Here is a 17,896-nt window from a genome sequence, read left to right as displayed (position 1 = left end):
AGCGCAGCGGGCAGGATGGGACCCGTGCCCGTACCCGAGGCGCTGCGCCGTCTCAGCGAGGATCCCCTTTTCTGGTCCCTCCTGAGGGCGGAGGGCGGCGCGCTTTCCGAACCCGATCCGACCCACCTGAGGGTCTCCTTTCCGATCACTGACGGTTACGGCCTGGTGCTCGACATCGACCTGACCACCGGCGAGCAGGCGCTGGGCCTGCGCGAGCCGGCGACCAGTGAGCCGGTCCAGCTGGGCTGGGTCGCTCCGGGTCATGCCTTCCCCGCCGCGTTGCACTGGCACGAGCTCGAGCTCTTCGCCAAGGTGATCGCGCTGGACGATCCCACGGTTCCGCACCCCGGCCTGGTCGTGGCACTGCTCGGGCCGTTCGCGCCGGTCTCCGGGGAGGACGACGAGAGCACGGTGGCGGCGGTGCGCGAAGCCGCGTACCGATCGCTGCGCCGGGCGGTTCCCCCGCCCGAGCCCTCCGGTCCCGAGCAGGCACCGCTTCCGCTCTTCGCCGGCGACAGCTGGTGGCCCAGGCAGCCGGAGCCGTCACCCCAGGTGCTCGACGAGGCCGCCGTCGCGGCCTACAGCGCCCCGGCCGCCGCACGGCTCGAGGTCCGCACGGGCAAACGCTTCCCCCACGAAGGTCTCACCGATCTCGTACGCAGGGCAGCCCGCAGGCTGGCCGAGCTCCCCGACGAACAGCTCTACGACCGGGTGCGGCCCCTCGCCCGGCACATCACGGACACCGGCGACCTGGGAACCGTGAACGCGTTGCTCGGCGTCCTGACCGAGGCCGGCTGCGATCACCCGACGGTGCTCGACGCGCTCAGCGAGCCGCTCGTGCCCATCGAGGCGTGCTGGATGGTGGAGACGCTGGCGGGTGCGGCGCCCGGCACACTCCTGCGCCGCCATGTCTGACGCACCTCATAGTTAGGGTGGCGTCTGTGTTCGTACCCCTGGGGAGGTCTTGGTGAGCGGCGGCATCTACCGCAGCGCGCACGCCGCGCCCGATGGTGAGCCGGAAGAGGTCGACGAGGCCACCTTCATGGTCTCCGTCGACAACACCGGAACTTTCCCTACCGCGGCCGGCGATCAGGCGCTGCCACCGGAGGTCATCCCGGCCTCGGTGCAGGACGGCGGTGGCACGGTCTACGGCAGCAGCACCGCGAGCCGGGCCGGAGCCGTCTACGGCGCCGATCCGGAGGCCGAGGTTCCGGCGCCGGCTGAGTCGCAGCGCAGCACCGCCGGCAACAGCGCGGTCATGGCGGTCGGCAGCCTGGTGAGCCGGATCATCGGCTTTGTCCGGAACATGCTGATCGGTATGACGCTGGGCAAGGCGATCGGTGACCCGTACACCAGCGCCCAGTTCCTGCCGAACCAGATCTACGAGCTGCTGCTCGGGGGCATCCTCTCCAGCGTGCTGATCCCGCTGCTGGTGCGGCGGCGCAAGGCGGACCCGGACGGCGGCCAGCTGTTCACCCAGCGGCTGCTCACCCTCGCCGTGGTCGCGCTCGGCATCGCGACGGTGCTGGTGACCGTGGCCGCCCCGGTGATCGCGACGATCCAGTCGAGCAGCGGCGCGGCACCCGGCTACGAGCACCTGGTCACGCAGCTGTCGTACCTCATCCTGCCGATCATCTTCTTCACCGGCATCTCCGCGCTGATCGGCGCCGTCCTCAACGTCCGCGGGCATTTCGCCGCGCCGATGTGGGCCCCGATCCTCAACAACCTGGTCGTCATCGCGACCTGCGGTGCATTCATTCTCTTCTTCGGTACGGCCCGCGGGCTGACCGCCGAGGACATGTCGTCAGGCCGGATCGCGGTGATCGGCGGCGGCACCCTGCTCGGCATGGTCGTCCAGGCCATCGGGCTGCTCCCGGCCCTGCGCAAGGTCGGGTTCAGCTGGAGCTGGCAGTGGAACCCGCGGGCCCTGGGCCTGAGCGAGATCGGCGGCCTCGCCGGCTGGATGCTCGTCTACGTCGGCGCCAACCAGATCGCCGTCTTCCTGGTCGCCCGGGTGCTCAGCGGTGTCTCCGGTGACGACAACGCGAGCCTGCTCGCCTTCAACAACGTCTTCCTGCTGACGATGATGGCGCACGGCATCATCGGCGTCTCCGTGATGACGGCGCTGCTGCCGAAGATGAGCGCGGCCGCCGCCGAGGGACGGTTCTCCGACGTCAGCGACGACCTCAGCCGCGGGATCCGGCTCACGACCACGGCGCTCGCCCCGATCTGCGTGGTCTACGGCGTTCTCGGCGTACCCATCTCCGTCACCCTCTTCCAGGGCGGCGCGCTCACCTCGGCCCAGGCGTTCGCGATCGGCGGGGTGCTCGTCGTCGCGGCGTTCTGCGTGATCCCCCTGTCGATCAGCTACCTGTGCACCTATGCCTTCTACGCGCTGCAGGGCAACCGCACCGTCGCGCTGATCAACCTGCCGGTTGTCGCGCTGCGGATCGCCGGCTACTTCTTCGTCGCCCAGGTGCTCTCCGAGTCGCTGTCCGCGGCCGGCATGACGGCGGCCAATGCGGTCTCGTACCTTCTCTCGGCCGTGATCTCGCTGGCTCTGCTGCGCCGCCGGATCGGCCGGTTGAACCTCGGCTCGGTAGCGCGGGCCCTGGTGAAGGTCGTGGTGGCCGCGGCGATCGCCACGGTGGCCGGCCTGCTGGTGGTCAATCTGCTCCCCGGCGGCGACACGCCCGGGCGCGGCGCGGCCATACTTCAGGTCGTGATCGGCGGTGGGGCGATCATGCTGGTATACCTCGTGGCAGCTACGCTGCTCAAGGTTCACGAGGTGAGCCAGGTCGTCGGGATGGTGCGCCGCAAAATCGGCCGTTGATCGCCTGGCCGTGAAGTTGTTAAGAACCCGCTGAACAGTTATTTCCAACGCTCCGACCGGCCTAAACGGCCCTGGCGGGCAGCCTTTGACGGGTGCCGCGCGCAGGGATGAACTGTGGGACCTTGCTCCCGGGCGGGTAAGGTCGTGAGCGACACGTGCGGACTCACCGAGGGAGGACGGGTGACCCAGGTCGGCGAAGGCCACGAGACCGCGGCCGACGAGGCCGGACCGGTCATGACCTTCGGTGCTCCTACCGTCGGTGAGATCCTGGCCGAGCGTTATCAGCTCGAAGAGCACGTCAACAACGACAGTGCTGGCCGGCAGGTCTGGCGGGGCATCGATGTGATTCTCCGGCGTCCCGTGGCGGTCGTGCTGCGGCACCCGGGCGGCGATTCCGCGACCGAGATGCTGCAGGCGGCGGTCGACGCGAGTCGCGTGATCCACCCCAATCTCGTCGGCGTCTACGACGCCATCGACGAGGGCGAGCGCGCCTACGTCGTGCGCGAGTGGGTCGACGGCGAGGCGCTGCGCGAGCTGGTGGGACGCGACGGTCCGATGGACCCGAGGCGTGCCACCGCGATCGCACACTCGCTCGCCGACGCACTCACCGCGGTGCACGCGACCGGAATGGTGCACGGCAACGTCCACCCCGGAACGACACTCATCGGCGACGACGGCCGGGTGGTGCTGGCTGACGCCCGCGCCGACTCAGCCGACAGCACCGAGCGCGACGTCCGCGCCGTCGGCGGCATCCTCTACTACTCCCTGACCGGTCACTGGCCACACGCCGAGGCTGGTCACCCCTCCACGCTGCCCGACGCCAACCGCGACGGAAACGGCACCCTCACCACGCCCCGGCAGAGCCGCGCCGGCGTCCCGGCCTACCTCGACGATCTGACGATGGATCTGCTCGACCGCCGGGTCACCGCCCCCACGGCCGAGGCCCTGACCGTGGAGCTCTCCCGCCTCGACTCGTCCTCCGACGACGACTACGAGGACGTCGGCCCGCTCCGCTTCGCCCAGGGCAGCGCGTCGGAGCCGGTCCGGAGCACCCGCAAGATCTTCATCGGTGTCGCGGTGCTCGCCGTGATCGCCGTGATCGGGCTCGTCTTCGGCATCCGCGCGATCGGCGACTCCGGCAACGACCAGCTGGCAAGCTCGCCCGACGCCAGCACGGCCCCGCAGACGGACGCGCAGGGCAACGACGGCGGCACCAGCACCGACGCCCCGTCAGCGACACCCAAGAAGTTCGCGCTGACCGCGGACAACGTCCGCATCGTCGACCCGCCCAAGACCGACCGCGCCGACACCGGCAAGGCCAAGGGCACGGTCGACGACGATCCCGACACGGTGTGGAAGACCCAGGGCTACACCACCGCTAACTTCGGCGGGCTCAAGCCCGGCATGGGGATTTTGATCAACCTCAAGTCGGCCAAGCACATCTCCGAGGTCCGTGTGGAGACCTCCGTGCCCGGTGTGACGATGGATGCGCGGACCGGCACGGTGGACCCGGGTGACAACAACAGCGGCGACGACAAGATCGTCAAGACCTACAAAAAGGTCAACGACAACTCGCCTGAGAAGACCTCGGGCACTACCGAGCTGCTCACCGGCTTCGAGGCTGACCAGACCTACCAGTACATCCTGGTCTTCATCTCGAAACTGCCGCAGGACGACGACGGCAGCTACCGCGTCAGCGTCCAGAACATCTCGGTCTACGGCACCGACTGAGCCGAGCACACTCGACGAAAGCCCCGCTGATCATCTCGGCGGGGCTTTCTGCTGTCCGGGGTTCCAACCCGATGGCGGTCCTGGGCTAAATTGCTCGCGTGACTACTGGCGGCGCTCCCGGCGGTGCGGACCTTCCTGGGCCGACCGATGCTGAGCTGCTGCGTGCCCATGTCGAGGGCGACCCGCTCGCGTTCAACGAGTTGGTACGGCGGCATCGTGACCGGCTGTGGGCCGTGGCGCTGCGCACGATCGGCGACCGCGAGGAGGCAGCCGACGCCGTGCAGGACGCCCTGCTGTCGGCGCACCGGGCGGCGGCGCGGTTCCGGGGCGATTCGCAGGTCACCACCTGGCTGCACCGCATCGTGGTGAACGCCTGCCTCGACCGGATCCGCCGTCGGCAGGCGCACCCCACCGTGCCACTGCCCGACGGTAGCCACGCCGACAAGGGCGGCACAGGCCCCGAGCCCGCGGCGCCGGCCCACGATCACGACACCGCGCTCGTCGTCCGTGCCGCGCTGGCCGAGCTGCCGCCCGAGCAGCGGGCCGCATTGGTCCTGGTCGACGTGCAGGGTTACGCGGTGGTCGAGGCCGCGCAGATCCTCGGGGTCGCCGAGGGCACCATCAAGAGCCGGTGTGCCCGCGGCCGGGCCCGGATGGCGGTCGCGCTGAAGCATCTGAGAACCGGCGTCGACCCGGAGCCGGCGAGAGACCGGGATCACTCCGGGAACCAAGCCGGTGAAGAGCGCGTCTCAACCGGATCGAGCAGTGCAGCCGGACCGCATCCCGGTCCGGGTGACAGAGGGGAACAGCCGTGACCGGGGCAGAGTTCAGCGAGGTCGACTTCGACCTGCTGGCCGACTATGTCGGCGGCGCGCTGGACGGCACCCCCGAGGAGGCGACGGTCGCCCGGCTCATCGCCGATGACCCGGCCTGGCAGGACGCATATGTGGAGCTTTCCGCGAGCGTCGGGGTCATCTCCGGGGCGCTGCGCGGCTGGGGTGCCGAGCCCGAGGCGATGCCCGACGACATCGTCGCCCGCCTCGACGCCGCGCTGCTGAGCGCTGATCACGCCGCGCTGAGCGCCGATCACGGCGCGCTGGTGAGTGCTGATCTCGCGGCGCCGGGCCCCGAGGCTGAGGGCGTTGCTCCTGTCCGGCACCTGGTCGGCGTACCCAACGATCGTCCTCGGTCTAAAACGGCCCGGCGGCTGAAGTGGGCCGCACCCATCGGCATTGCTGCTGTTTTCCTCGGTTTCCTAGGTTTTGGGTTACAGCAGCATCAATCGTCCGAAACCGCGAGTGACTCGACCGCGGCGGAGGGCATGCCGCAGACGCTGGCGGTCGGGCCGGAGATCGCCGAGCCGCTGGCCAGCGGCAGGAACTACACGCCGGAGACGCTGGCCCAGAGCGCCAAGATCCCGTCAGGGGAGGCGCGCATCAACGGGGAGGGTCAGACCCCTCGGAGCAAGAGCTCTATGGCGGACGACACCGCGCTCAGCAATCTGCGGGTGCAGGACGTGCTGCTCGCCTGTCTCGATGCGATCGCGGGGGAGAACGGTGCCGGACCCATCACCCCGGCGAGCCTCGACTACGCCCGGTTCCAGGGGGTTCCGGCGCTGATCGTGCAGTTCAGCGCCGCCAACGGGAGCTGGGTGTGGGCGGCCGGCGCGGACTGCGGATCGCCCGGTTCCGGCGCCGCCAAGCTCGCCGCCGTACGGGTAGGCTGAGCGCTACATTCGCTCGTTGTGAGGCCGCCCACTATGCCGCGGCCCACAAGCCGTGACGCGCGGGAATGATGCTCTCTTACCATGACGTTCTAGCGTGCGTATGTCGCCGTGTCACGGCGATACCAGACTGAGGAGTCGGCAGTGGACGAGGTCCGCAATCTGATCATCATCGGCTCGGGGCCGTCCGGCTACACCGCAGCGTTGTATGCGGCCCGGGCAAACCTGAAGCCGCTGGTCATCGAGGGCGTCCAGTCCGGTGGCGCGCTGATGACCACCACCGAGGTCGAGAACTTCCCGGGTCACCCCGACGGGATCATGGGCCCCGAGCTCATGGACAACATGCGCAAGCAGGCCGAGAAGTTCGGCGCCGAGTTCATCACCGACGACGTGACCCGCGTCGAGCTCGGTGACAAGCCGACCGAGGCCGGCACCGAGGGGCTCAAGACCGTCTGGGTGGGCGAGAAGGAGTACTTCGCCCGCGCGGTCATCCTCTCCACCGGTTCCGCCTGGCGCCGGCTCGGCGTGCCCGGCGAGGACGAGCTCCTCGGCCACGGCGTCTCGTCCTGTGCCACGTGTGACGGCTTCTTCTTCCGCAAGCAGAACATCATCGTGGTGGGCGGTGGCGACTCCGCGATGGAGGAGGCCACGTTCCTGACCCGCTTCGCCGACACCGTGACGATCGTGCACCGCCGCGACTCGTTCCGGGCCAGCAAGGTGATGCAGCTGCGCGCGATGAACAACGAGAAGATCAAGATCGAGTGGAACTCCGCCGTCGAGGAGATCCTCGGCGATGACGGCAAGGTCTCCGGTGCGCGTTTGCGCAACGTCGAGACCGGGGAGACCAAGGTTCTGGACGTCACCGGCGTCTTCGTCGCGATCGGTCACGACCCGCGCAGCGAGCTGTTCAAGGGTCAGGTCGCGATGGACGACGACGGTTACGTCAAGGTCGACTCCCCGTCCACCCGGACCAACATCCCCGGCGTGTTCGCCGCCGGTGACCTGGTCGACCACACCTACCGTCAGGCCATCACGGCCTCCGGCACCGGTTGCGCCGCCGCACTGGACGCCGAGCACTTCATCGCGTCATTCATCGAGCTGTAAATCACCGGGTAGAGCTGTAACCAGGAGGTCCGAAGTGGGAGCAAACCAGGCCGTCACCGACGCCACTTTTACGAGTGACGTGCTGCAGTCCGACAAGGTGGTTCTTGTCGACTTCTGGGCCGAGTGGTGCGCACCGTGCAAGAAGGTCGACCCGCTGCTCGCGGAGATCGCCGCCGAGATGGGCGACCGCGTCAAGATCGTCAAGCTCAACATCGACGAGAACCCGGAGACCGCCCGCGCCTACCGGGTGATGTCCGTGCCGACGCTGACCCTGTTCAAGGGTGGCGAGCCGGTCAACTCCGTCGCCGGTGCCAAGCCCAAGGGCGCCCTGGTGAACTTCATCGAGTCGGCTCTCTAAGCCTGCTGTTGTCAACGCCTCGCATCCACCCGGATGCGGGGCGTTGTTCTTTGACCCTCCGCTCCCTGGCAACCCCCTCGCCGTCCGGCCACCCGGGACATTGAGGAGTACGCTCCGGGAGACTTTCCCCCAGCCTTTAGGGAGCCGTGCGTGCGCTCGATCCGACGTGGAGACACCGGTCCGGCCGTCGAGGAGATCCGGTCGATTCTTGTGGATCTTGAGCTGCTGGAAACGGGGGGCGCCGAATTCGACGACGCCACCCAAACGGCCGTGCGTGCCTTCCAGCAGAGCCGCGGCCTCGGCGTCGACGGCATCGTCGGCACCGAGACCTGGGCGACGCTCGACGGCGCCCGCTGGAAACTTGGTGCGCGCACGCTGTTCCACTCGGTGCCCACGTTCCTGGTCGGCGAGGACGTCCGGACCCTGCAGGAGCGCCTGCTCGAAATGGGCTTCGACACCGGTCGCGCCGACGGCATCTACGGCCCCCGCACCGCCCGGGCAGTCGCCCAGTTCCAGCGCGAGGTCGGCCTGACCCCCGACGGCTCCTGCGGGCCCAACACCATGAAGGCCCTGCGCCGGCTCGGCCGCAAGGTCGTCGGCGGGCGCCCCAACTGGCTGCGCGAGGCCGAGGCCTTCCGCCAGTCCGGCTCCAGCCTCGTCGGTAAGACCATCGTGATCGACCCGGGCCACGGCGGCGCGGACGATCCCGGCGTGGTCGTGCCCGACGGTCAGCTCCGGTGGAACGAGGCCGATCTGGTCTTCGACATCGCGACCCGGCTCGAGGGCCGGCTCGCCGCGGCCGGGATGCGCGTGCACCTCACCCGCGGCAAGACGCCGGCCCAGCCGATGACCGGGCAGGAGCGCGCGGCCCTGGCCAACAGTCTCGGTGCCGACCTGCTGATCTCGCTGCACCTCGACGGGCAGGAGACGCCCACCGCCGACGGCGTCGCGTCCTACCACTACGGCACCGGCAACGGGCTCACGTCGACGGTGGGGGAGCGGCTCGCCAACCTCGTGCAGCGCGAGATCGTCGTGCGCACGGGCATGCAGGACAACCGCATCCACGCCAAGACGTGGGAGCTTCTGCGTCTGACCCGCATGCCCACCGTACGGGTCGATCTCGGTTATCTGACCTCGCCCGTCGACCGTGAGCGGCTCGTCGACCCGCTCTTCCGCGAGCAGATCGTCGAAGCGATCCTGGCCGCCGTCCAGCGGATGTATTTCCCCGTCGAGGCCGACGTGCCCACCGGCTCGATCGACGTGCGCCAGCTCCGCCTGGCCCTCGCCTCGCGCAATTCGTAAATCGCTACCCTTGCGTTGACGTTGTTGCTGCGGCCGGCCTGACCGGTCGCAGCAGCGTCTCCGGGCTCATCGAACCGAGCAATTTCTCCAGCGCGTATTCAACATCGGACTTCCACGACAACGCCGTGCGCAGCTCCAGCCGCAGCCGCGGATACCTCGGATGCGGCCGCACCGTCTTGAACCCGACCGACAGGAAGAAGTCGACCGGGGCGACGCAGCCTTCCTCGCCCTCGCCGGCCTCACCGAACTTCTGGTCGCCGAACGCCTCGATCGCCTTCACACCGCGCTTGGTGAGATCGCGCGCCACACCCTGCACGAGCATCCGGCCCAGCCCGCCACCGGCGAACGCGGGCACCACATGCGAGGTCATCAGCAGCGCCGCATCAGCACTCACCGGCGACGTGGGGAAGGCCATGGACCGCGGAACGTACGCCGGCGGCGCATACATGACGAACCCGGCCGGCATGCCGTCGACGTACGCGAGCTTGCCGCAGGAACCCCACTCCAGCAGAGTCTGAGAAACCCAGGCCTCCTTCTCGAGCCCCGGATCGCCGGAGGCGCAGGCCCGCTCGGCGGAGACCGGGTCGAGCTCCCAGTAGACGCACCCACGGCACGGCCGGGGCAGGTCCTCGAGAGTGTCGAGGGTCAGGTTGACCAGGCGTCGCGACATGGCGGGACCCCTTGAGAATCGGTGAGCTGTCCGGACTTTGCGGCACGGTTCTTTGTCACGTGCACGCCCGCGCCCCCCGAGGGATCCTACGCCGCAATCGTTCTGAACGGGAGCGGAACGGACCCGACCGGGTGTCCCGCTCGGTGGTCAACTTCGTTGAAGCCTTCCCTCAGACGTTTAGCATGGTCTTTCCGACCGGCCCTTCACCGGGCTCGACCGATAGGGGTGACGCCGCATGACCGGCACGACTCAAGACGATTACACCGATCGCTACGCGCGGCGGGTCCGGGGGATGACCACCTCCGAGATCCGCGCCCTGTTCGCCGTGACGAGCCGCCCCGAGGTGGTCTCCCTGGCCGGCGGCTCGCCGTTCATCGCCGCGCTCCCGCTCGACGCGGTCGGCGAGATGATGGGCAAGCTCGCCAGCGAGATGGGCACGACCAGCCTTCAGTACGGCATCGGCCAGGGCACCATCGAGCTCCGCGAACGCATCTGCGAAGTCATGGCCCTCTCCGGCATCGACGCCTCCACCGGTGCCTCCCCCGACGACGTGGTGGTGACCGTCGGCGGACAGCAGGCCCTCGACCTGGTGGCACGGCTGTTCCTGGACCCGGGTGACGTGGTACTCGCCGAGGGGCCGACCTACGTCGGCGCACTCGGCGTGTTCCAGGCCGCCCAGGCACAGGTACGGCACGTGGCCATGGACGCAGACGGCCTGATCCCCGCAGCCCTCGAAGCCGCCATCGCACAGTCCGCCGGACGCGCCAAGTTCCTCTACACGATCCCGACGTTCCAGAACCCGACCGGCGTCACCCTGAGCGAGGAGCGCCGCGAGCAGATCCTCGACATCTGCGAACGCCACGGACTGCTCGTGGTCGAGGACGACCCGTACGGCACGCTCAGCTTCGAGGGTGAGGCCCCACGGCCGCTGCGCGCCCGCAAACGCACAGGCATCCTCTACCTGAGCACCTTCTCCAAGACCTTCGCTCCCGGCCTGCGGGTCGGCTGGATCCTGGCCCCCCACGCCGTACGCGAAAAGCTCGTCATGGCCTCCGAAGCCAACATCCTCTGCCCCAGTGCGTTCGCGCAGGGCGCCGTCACCCAGTACCTGGCCACCATGCCCTGGCGCGAACAGATCAAGATCTACCGCGAGGTGTACGCCGAACGCCGCGACGCCCTCCTCGACGCGCTGCGCGACATGATGCCAACGGGCACCACGTGGACCCACCCCAACGGCGGTCTCTTCGTCTGGGCCACCCTCCCACCCGGCCTGGACTCCAAAGCCATGCTCCCGCGCGCCGTCGCGGCCCGCGTCGCCTACGTCCCCGGCACCGGCTTCTACGCCGACGGCAACGGCGCGGGCAACATCCGCCTCAACTTCTCGTTCCCTCCGCCGGACCGCATCCGCGAAGGCGTCCGCCGCCTCTCCGGCGTCATGGAACAAGAGCTCGCCATGCGCGCGGTCTTCGGCCCGACAACCCCCCACCGCCGTCGTGGCCCAGCCGCCGCGGACACCCCCGGCCCCGACTTGGCATGATCACTTCCATGGGTACGTCCAAAGATCCGCATGTCCTCGTCCTCGCCGGCGGCCTCTCCTACGAACGCGACGTCTCACTGCGTTCCGGCCGCCGAGTCCTGGACGCCCTCCGCGCAACAGGTCTCTCAGCGGAGCTCCGCGACGCGGACGTAACCCTGCTCCCGACCCTGCAAGAAGACCCCCCCGACGCGGTGGTCATCGCCCTCCACGGAGCGACCGGCGAGGACGGCTCGCTCCGTGGAGTGCTGGACCTCTGCGGCATCCCCTACGTCGGAAGCACCGCAGCATCAGCCCGCCTCGCGTGGGACAAGCCGTCTGCGAAATCCAGGCTCCGCGAGGCCGGCATCCCCACCCCCGACTGGGTCGCCCTACCCCACGACCGCTTCTCAGAACTGGGCGCCGAGGCGGTCCTAACCCGAATCTCCGACCGCCTCGGCCTCCCCCTCATGGTCAAACCCGCCGAGGGAGGCTCAGGCCTGGGCGCCTCAGTCGCCCGAGAATCATCGGCACTCCCGGCAGCAATGGTCGGCTGCTTCGCGTACGACTCCACAGCCCTCGTAGAGAAATACGTAACCGGCACCTCCGTGGCAGTCTCAGTCCTCGACCTGGGCGAAGGCCCGTTCCCCCTCCCCGCCGTAGAGATCGTCCCCCGCAACGGCGTGTACGACTACGCCGCCCGCTACACCGCCGGCCTCACCACCTGGCACACCCCCGCCAGACTCACCCCACCCGTAGCCAACGCCGTCGCCGCCCTCGCCCTGGCCGCCTACAAAGCCCTGGGCCTGCGAGACCTCTCCCGAGTCGACCTCATCGTCGACGCCAACGGCAACCCCCACGTCCTAGGCGTCAACGTCTCCCCAGGCATGACGGAGACCTCCCTGCTGCCCCTAGCCCTCCAAGCCGCCAACCTGGACCTAGGCAAAATCCTCACCAACCTGGTCACCCACGCCACCACCCGAGGCCCCCACTAACCACCCCCACCCCACCGCCCGGGTACGCAGGCCCCCCACCCCACCGCCCAGGCAAGCCCAACCCACCGCCGAGCAAGCCCAACCCACCGCCCGGGCAAGCGGGTCATCCCCACGCACCGCCCCTCGCAAGTAGGCCACCTCACCCATTGCGCCGGTGTATGGGCCGTCCTCACCCCCACCGCGGAAATGCGTAAGCCACCGCACCCACCATGCAGCTGTGTAGGCCCACCTCGCCGCCCAGCCCGGTGCCACGCACGCCTCGCGCAAACCCACCACCCAGATGTTCGGGCACCCCACCACCCGCACTCTGACCACCCATTCTCAGGCCGGGCCGCCATCACCTTGGGCACCATCACCTTGGGGGCGCCATCACCTTGGGCCGCCATCACCCGCGGGGCACCATCACCGTGGGCCGCCATCACCGCGGGGCACCATCACCCGCGGGGCACCATCACCGTGGGCCGCCATCACCGCGGGGCACCATCACCGTGGGCCGCCATCACCGTGGGCCGCCATCACCGCGGGCCGCCATCACCGCGGGGCACCATCACCTTGGGGCGCCATCACCTTGTGCCATGACCAATGCGCGGCCAGACCACCTTGGGCCATCACCAGCGCGGAGCCGTGCTGCCCTAAACCGTGCTCCGGTGACCATTAGCGTTCTAGGCCCATCCCACCGCGCCCCTCTAGCGCGCCCCCGGTTTCAGGCCCTCGCTTGGCTCCGTGCGACTAGCCCAACGCTCTCAGCCCTCAAGTCCTAAGCCCAAGCCCTGGCGCTCAGCCCGAGACGTCAGCCGCCGCATCACCGGCAGCGTCCCGCGAACCAACCTGCGTCGGAATCAAGCGGCCACTCGACTCAGCACCGGCAGCCGTACCTGTCCCTTTGAACGCCCGCCCTACCTCCGCCGAGCCGCCCGTCTCCGTAACGCCGCTTTCCTCAGCACCACCAAACAGCCCTTCCCCACCAATCAACTCCGGGGGAGTACCTGCTTCCGATACCCCAGTAGTCGCGGCCCCATCGTCTGCCGCGGACAGAATGCCCGCACCCCCGCCTTCGCCTCGGTTATCCAAATCCTCGCCGCCGACCACGTCCGCGCCACCGCCCACATACTTACGGCCACCCACATCCTTACCGCCGCCCACATCCGCACGACCGCCTAGCTCAACTCGGCCGACGGTTTCGCGCGCGCCTGCCGTGCCAGCAGGCACGCTCGTCCCAGCCGCGGTCGGGGAGGCATCGGCTGACGAATGGGCGCTGTTGGCGTACCCGGATGGGCTTACATCAGTTTCGGATCCGCGCTCCGCAGCGTCGGTCTTGCCATCCTCTGCGGCCACCTCACTGACGGCGGCAGGGGAGGTGGAGAACGTCGACGGCGACTGCCAATGGATGTGAGGCGGCTCGGCGATGGCACGCCCGCCGAACTCCGCGAGCCAGGCCGCGACATGGGCGAGGTTCTCGAGCCACTTCTCCTCCGGGATCACCGGAAGAATGTCGTCCCAGAGAGACAGGAATGTGCCCCGGAGTTGCAGCAGCCCGTAGGGCCGGGCGAGGAACCACATGTGAAGGTGCGAGGAACCATCGCCCCAACGATTCACGTGAACCCTGGCAACGCCGTCGAGCGATCGAACTGCGCGCTCCAGCCGAACCGTCATGACCCCAAGCTCAGCGGCCAGCAAATTGGTCAGATCACCGAGATCGAGATGCGAGCGACACTCAAGGATCAGAACCATAGGAAGACCGGTCGGACGCTCCATGCCCCGGACCCGCCACCGCTCACTGACCCAGATGTACGAGTCATCTGGAGTGTTACAAGCAACGCAGTCGCCGGCATCCTCGCCGCTGCGGGGAGGCTCCACTTCGACAGGCGCGTTCAGTCGCTTGACCCGCATGTCACCCTCGAACGGGAAGGAGGGCCAGCGAGTGAAGTCCGGAAGCGAAGGCGTTTCGTCGGGCACGACGCTGACCCTAGTGCAGCTGAGCGGCCATGTCCCGGGCCAATTTCCAGCCTGTGCATAACCCACCCCCACACCCCGAGAAAGCCGCCACCACCTACCGCCCAATCACCCCCAGTGGATATCTCCGTACGCCCAAAGTTATCCACAGGAGTTATCCACAGGCCCCCCGGTTTCACGTGAAACGCGACGTCGCAGCACTACACCCCCTGTGGATACCGCTGCGCAGAACACCCATCCCATCGGCAACGTTTCACGTGAAACGCGCCTCCAAGTTTTTCAACAGGCCTTCCACACAGCTTGTGGATAGTGCCCGTCACCGATAGCTAATCCCGCCTCCAACCCCCGCAACGCGAGAGCCCTTCACCCGCCCAAAGTCCTCGGCGATCCAACCGCGTGCCGCTGGCGGTCACCCTCTGCCCGCCCCACCCACTCTGACAATCCGCGTTCGACCCCCACCCTGCCGACGCCCCCAAAGGCCTTTTTCCTCATCCGCGACTCCATTACCCGGGCTGCGAGCCGGCCAGCCCCTGACTTCCTCACCACTCGATTCCGCGCACTCGAGTCCGAGCTCTGGCCACCCAGCGCATTACTGATCGACCTCCCTGATCGGCCCCGCTGATCGGCCCCGCTGATCGGCCCCGCTGATCGGCCCCGCTGATCGGCCTGGGTTGGTTCGGCTCGGCTGGGTCCGGCCTGGTTGATTCGGCCTGCCTCGTGTTCCCAAGTCAGCTCGATGGTGATCCCGACGTTGGCAACGCCTTCGCTCAACGTCCCGCAGAAGATCCCACCAGCCGGCGCCGGCCAGCTCACCCACCGCCTGGAGCGCGCCCACCGACGTCGGCACGAGCGCCGTGACGGGCGTCGACGCGATGCGTTGCCAACGGTCATCACCTTCGGCCCCGGCTCTCCTTCAGGGCCAAGTCGCTACGTCTGGACCGCCGCCCTCAGCGCCAACGAAGCTCGCACCTCCGCACCCCGGCCCGACGTCTACTCCTCATCGACTTCAAGGTCGGCCCCGGCCATGCGCTCAATCACGGAACCGCCCCGCAACCTATTAACCAAGCCTCGGCCGACCCAAAGCAGGGAGTCTGAAGCGTCCTCTGGGCAACGCGGTTGGCGACTACCCCCACCATCCAGCTCCTCTTCTGCATCGGTACCAACTAGCCCCCGCCCGTCGCCCGACACCATGCCGATCTAGCTCCCGAACCCGGCTACCTGACTCCGTCCTCATACTCAGCTCGTTGCCGCCCCGGCCGTGCACCGAGATGCCAGGGCTACACGGCCCCAACCACCGCCGACTTCGGGCCCACCGATCCGAGGCCGCAAACCCGGTACCAATCCTGACGGCTCCAGCAAGCGAGGTCTGGCCGATTGAGCGGGCACAGCTTCGACCACGAGTCGCCGTTGACCCCGTAAGCCAGCTGACGATGATCCCGGCAGGTGGTGTCGGCAAGTTGGTGTCGGCAAGTTGGTTGAAGGCAAGCACAGCACAGATGTCCCACCTCAGCGCATCCGCCTCAGCCGTGGCACCGGCGACAGGACATCTCATTGATTCCGCCGGCGCCCACATTCAACGCAGGCCAAGACGCGCCTAGTCGGAATCAGGCATCGCCACATCCGCTCAGACTCCGTGACGGGTCGCTGGCCCTTCGGGTGAAGCAGGGTGCCACGTCCCCGCCTAAACCCCCGACAGAGCCAGACTCATCAACCGTGCTCGGGCACCTTCGATCTAAACGGAATCGCCAGGGAGCCTCGCAAGTTCGTAGGCAATCGAGCTAACGGCCGTCGTCCGGCCAAGCCCCTTGCCGAGGTGCTCGCCCTGCCCAAGTCCGAACCGGTACTCGGCAGCCCCTTGCACCAGTACGCGGCTAAGCCTGCTCGCCGAACCACAGGGCACGCAATGCCCGACCGTTGCCTCTCGTCCTGCGCTGTCGAGACTGCTGCACGACTCCACAGCTGCCTCTGCTTGCCAACGATCTTCGACGGCACCTAGCTGAGTACGGGATCCGGATGTCGCAGTGCATCGCCCTGCTGCGTTCCGGACGCTCTCAGAGCCATCCCACTAATGCCCTCAGTTCTGACTCGGCGAGCCCAGCAAGGCGAAGCCGCCCAGGAAGCTCGGGTAAGAGAGCGCGTACACCAGGATCGGTTGCGACTCGTGCTTGAGTTCGAGCCGGCAGCGGTCGAAGGCAGAGCTCTGGTCGGAGGAGCCGACTGAGGATCAAACGGTGAGCCGCGGGCGACAGCAGACTTCGCTGCACCACGGAGCTGTCAAAAGGAGGGCGTTCACCCAGCAGATCAGATTCAGCCACAGGCGGTTTGGGGCCTCGTCTGGATCCGGCAAGCCACCTTCTACCAGTCTCGTCACTTCGGATCCAGCCATGGTTTCACGTGAATCATCTGGTGGCGTGTTCCAGGCCGCCCACAGTCCGGCCAGCAAACGAGATCCGAGAGTGTCGCCCGGATAGCAACCTCCGCCTGACGGACCAAACGAACTCAGCCAACGTCAGCGCGGGCCGCGATCAACACCGACACGTCCTACGCCAGCACCGGTCCAGCGCCGACGCAGTCACCGGACCGACGCCGGTCATGACCGTTCCTCACGGCAAGCCGACCTAGCAGAACAGCTTTATGGCTCAGGCTGACAGCCAACTCGGGACACTCGACTGCCCGAATTCGGCGATCTCGCAAGGTGTCTTCACTTGGGCGCGCAGGTGCCGGTCCACGCATACGTTCGGCGCCGACAAGTGCGTGGCTCACGAGCTTCCGGGTCAGCGCCCGTGAAGGGCCAACTCAGCGACACCGCAATCGGCTCTCTCCCCGGCTTTGCGGGTTCTCCGACAGGCCGCTTGCGCGCCACATCCACTAACTGGCGGTCACCTGATCCCGCGCCTACGAGTTCTCCGGCCCGCGCTCTGCAGCGCCCGAATCCCGCAATCCCAATACAGCCAGCGTCAGTACGAGTCAGAACGGCGCAGCCCTGCCTCATACCCATGCCGCCACAAGGCAACGTCTCCAAGCCGCCGCTCACGGCCGGCGCCCTCGGAAGAGGCCCAAACCCATCGCCACCCTCTGAGATCCACGGCCCCTTAATCCTGCTGACGATGTAGCGATGCATTGGCGGGCGCCACAAAGGCTTCGCGCTCCGAGCACTGGCGGACGCCTCGCCCAACGCGCAAACCCCGAGCCGTTTCACGTGAAACGGAGCCTCCCATTTCTCGACCACGCCTGCGTCCTAAGTCTCGCTGCCCTACCCGCTCGTCGAATCCGGCAGGCTTCACGAAACCCCGCCTGCTGCTCCGGCAAAGCCTCAACCGATCGAACGAGCGGCGCCCCCGCCGGGGCGGCCTGGGGCAACTGAATCTGCCGTCCGCGTTTCACGTGAAACGTGGACCCGAGCCGCCTGGAAGCTACGCCAGCTATGCGCTTGAAGTTATCGGCGTACGCTGAACCGCCGACGCGCAACTAGGCCCTAACGCGGCGCTCCCTGCCGACGGCTCCTAGTTGATCCCTCGGAATAGACAAATTCCACGAGGCCCGTTTCACGTGAAACCGAGCCGACGGCCTAAACCGCTGCCCGCACCAACCTCCACCGCCATGCCAAGAACTCGAACCTCGACGGGCTCCGGGCTCCGGGCTCCGGGCTCCGGGCTCCGGGCTCCGGGCTCCGGGCTCCGGGCTCCGGGCTCCGGGCTCCGGGCTCCGGGCTCC

The 17,896-nt window shown here is 68.1% G+C and carries 12 protein-coding genes; 10 read left to right on the top strand and 2 right to left on the bottom strand.

The genetic code is table 11. The annotated features are described in order from the left end of the window. The first annotated feature begins 15 nt into the window (after nt 1–15). The 8 genes from Ahu01nite_RS15925 to Ahu01nite_RS15890 all read left to right on the top strand — a co-directional run bounded on the left by Ahu01nite_RS15925 (nt 16) and on the right by Ahu01nite_RS15890 (nt 9,051). Nucleotides 16–915, top strand: a complete 900-nt coding sequence (locus Ahu01nite_RS15925) for a hypothetical protein (RefSeq protein WP_203837301.1) — start codon at nt 16–18, stop codon at nt 913–915. Between the two features lie 52 nt (nt 916–967). After that, complete coding sequence (murJ, locus tag Ahu01nite_RS15920) at nt 968–2,833, top strand: murein biosynthesis integral membrane protein MurJ (protein WP_203837300.1); 1,866 nt, start codon at nt 968–970, stop codon at nt 2,831–2,833. A gap of 180 nt (nt 2,834–3,013) precedes the next feature. Further along, nucleotides 3,014–4,564, top strand: coding sequence for a protein kinase family protein (locus Ahu01nite_RS15915; protein WP_239158878.1), 1,551 nt, complete (start codon nt 3,014–3,016; stop codon nt 4,562–4,564). A gap of 98 nt (nt 4,565–4,662) precedes the next feature. Next, entirely contained in the window at nt 4,663–5,379 is a 717-nt protein-coding gene (gene sigM / locus Ahu01nite_RS15910; protein ID WP_203837299.1) for an RNA polymerase sigma factor SigM, read from the top strand. Continuing rightward, the gene (locus Ahu01nite_RS15905; protein WP_203837298.1) at nt 5,376–6,290 is read left to right on the top strand and encodes an RsmA family anti-sigma factor; all 915 of its coding nucleotides are present in this window, start codon (nt 5,376–5,378) and stop codon (nt 6,288–6,290) included. The genes sigM and Ahu01nite_RS15905 overlap by 4 nt, the downstream gene beginning before the upstream one ends. 141 nt (nt 6,291–6,431) lie before the next feature. Then, entirely contained in the window at nt 6,432–7,391 is a 960-nt protein-coding gene (gene trxB, locus Ahu01nite_RS15900) for a thioredoxin-disulfide reductase (RefSeq protein ID WP_203837297.1), read from the top strand. A gap of 34 nt (nt 7,392–7,425) precedes the next feature. Then, nucleotides 7,426–7,749 (top strand): thioredoxin, encoded by a 324-nt coding sequence (gene trxA / locus Ahu01nite_RS15895; protein WP_203837296.1) that lies wholly within the window; start codon nt 7,426–7,428, stop codon nt 7,747–7,749. Nucleotides 7,750–7,899: 150 nt separating this feature from the next. Beyond that, the gene (locus Ahu01nite_RS15890; protein ID WP_203837295.1) at nt 7,900–9,051 is read left to right on the top strand and encodes an N-acetylmuramoyl-L-alanine amidase; all 1,152 of its coding nucleotides are present in this window, start codon (nt 7,900–7,902) and stop codon (nt 9,049–9,051) included. Nucleotides 9,052–9,055: 4 nt separating this feature from the next. Here Ahu01nite_RS15890 and Ahu01nite_RS15885 read toward each other — a convergent pair whose 3' ends face one another. After that, on the bottom strand, nt 9,056–9,721 hold the full coding sequence (locus Ahu01nite_RS15885) for a GNAT family N-acetyltransferase (protein WP_203837294.1): 666 nt from the start codon (nt 9,719–9,721) through the stop codon (nt 9,056–9,058). 235 nt (nt 9,722–9,956) lie between these two features. Between Ahu01nite_RS15885 and Ahu01nite_RS15880 the strand changes: the two genes are divergently transcribed. Beyond that, nucleotides 9,957–11,258, top strand: coding sequence for an aminotransferase-like domain-containing protein (locus Ahu01nite_RS15880; protein WP_203837293.1), 1,302 nt, complete (start codon nt 9,957–9,959; stop codon nt 11,256–11,258). Beyond that, nucleotides 11,255–12,229: a D-alanine--D-alanine ligase family protein gene (locus Ahu01nite_RS15875; RefSeq protein WP_438874786.1), complete on the top strand. Its 975-nt coding sequence runs from the start codon at nt 11,255–11,257 to the stop codon at nt 12,227–12,229. Before Ahu01nite_RS15880 ends, Ahu01nite_RS15875 begins: the two co-directional genes overlap by 4 nt. A 777-nt stretch (nt 12,230–13,006) precedes the next feature. Here Ahu01nite_RS15875 and Ahu01nite_RS50390 read toward each other — a convergent pair. After that, the gene (locus tag Ahu01nite_RS50390; RefSeq protein WP_438874787.1) at nt 13,007–14,119 is read right to left on the bottom strand and encodes a hypothetical protein; all 1,113 of its coding nucleotides are present in this window, start codon (nt 14,117–14,119) and stop codon (nt 13,007–13,009) included. Nucleotides 14,120–17,896 lie beyond the last annotated feature (3,777 nt).

Source organism: Winogradskya humida (assembly GCF_016862215.1).
GTDB lineage: Bacteria > Actinomycetota > Actinomycetes > Mycobacteriales > Micromonosporaceae > Actinoplanes > Actinoplanes humidus.
Note: the sequence above shows the minus strand (reverse complement) of the source record. Positions and strands in the feature narration are given on the sequence as shown.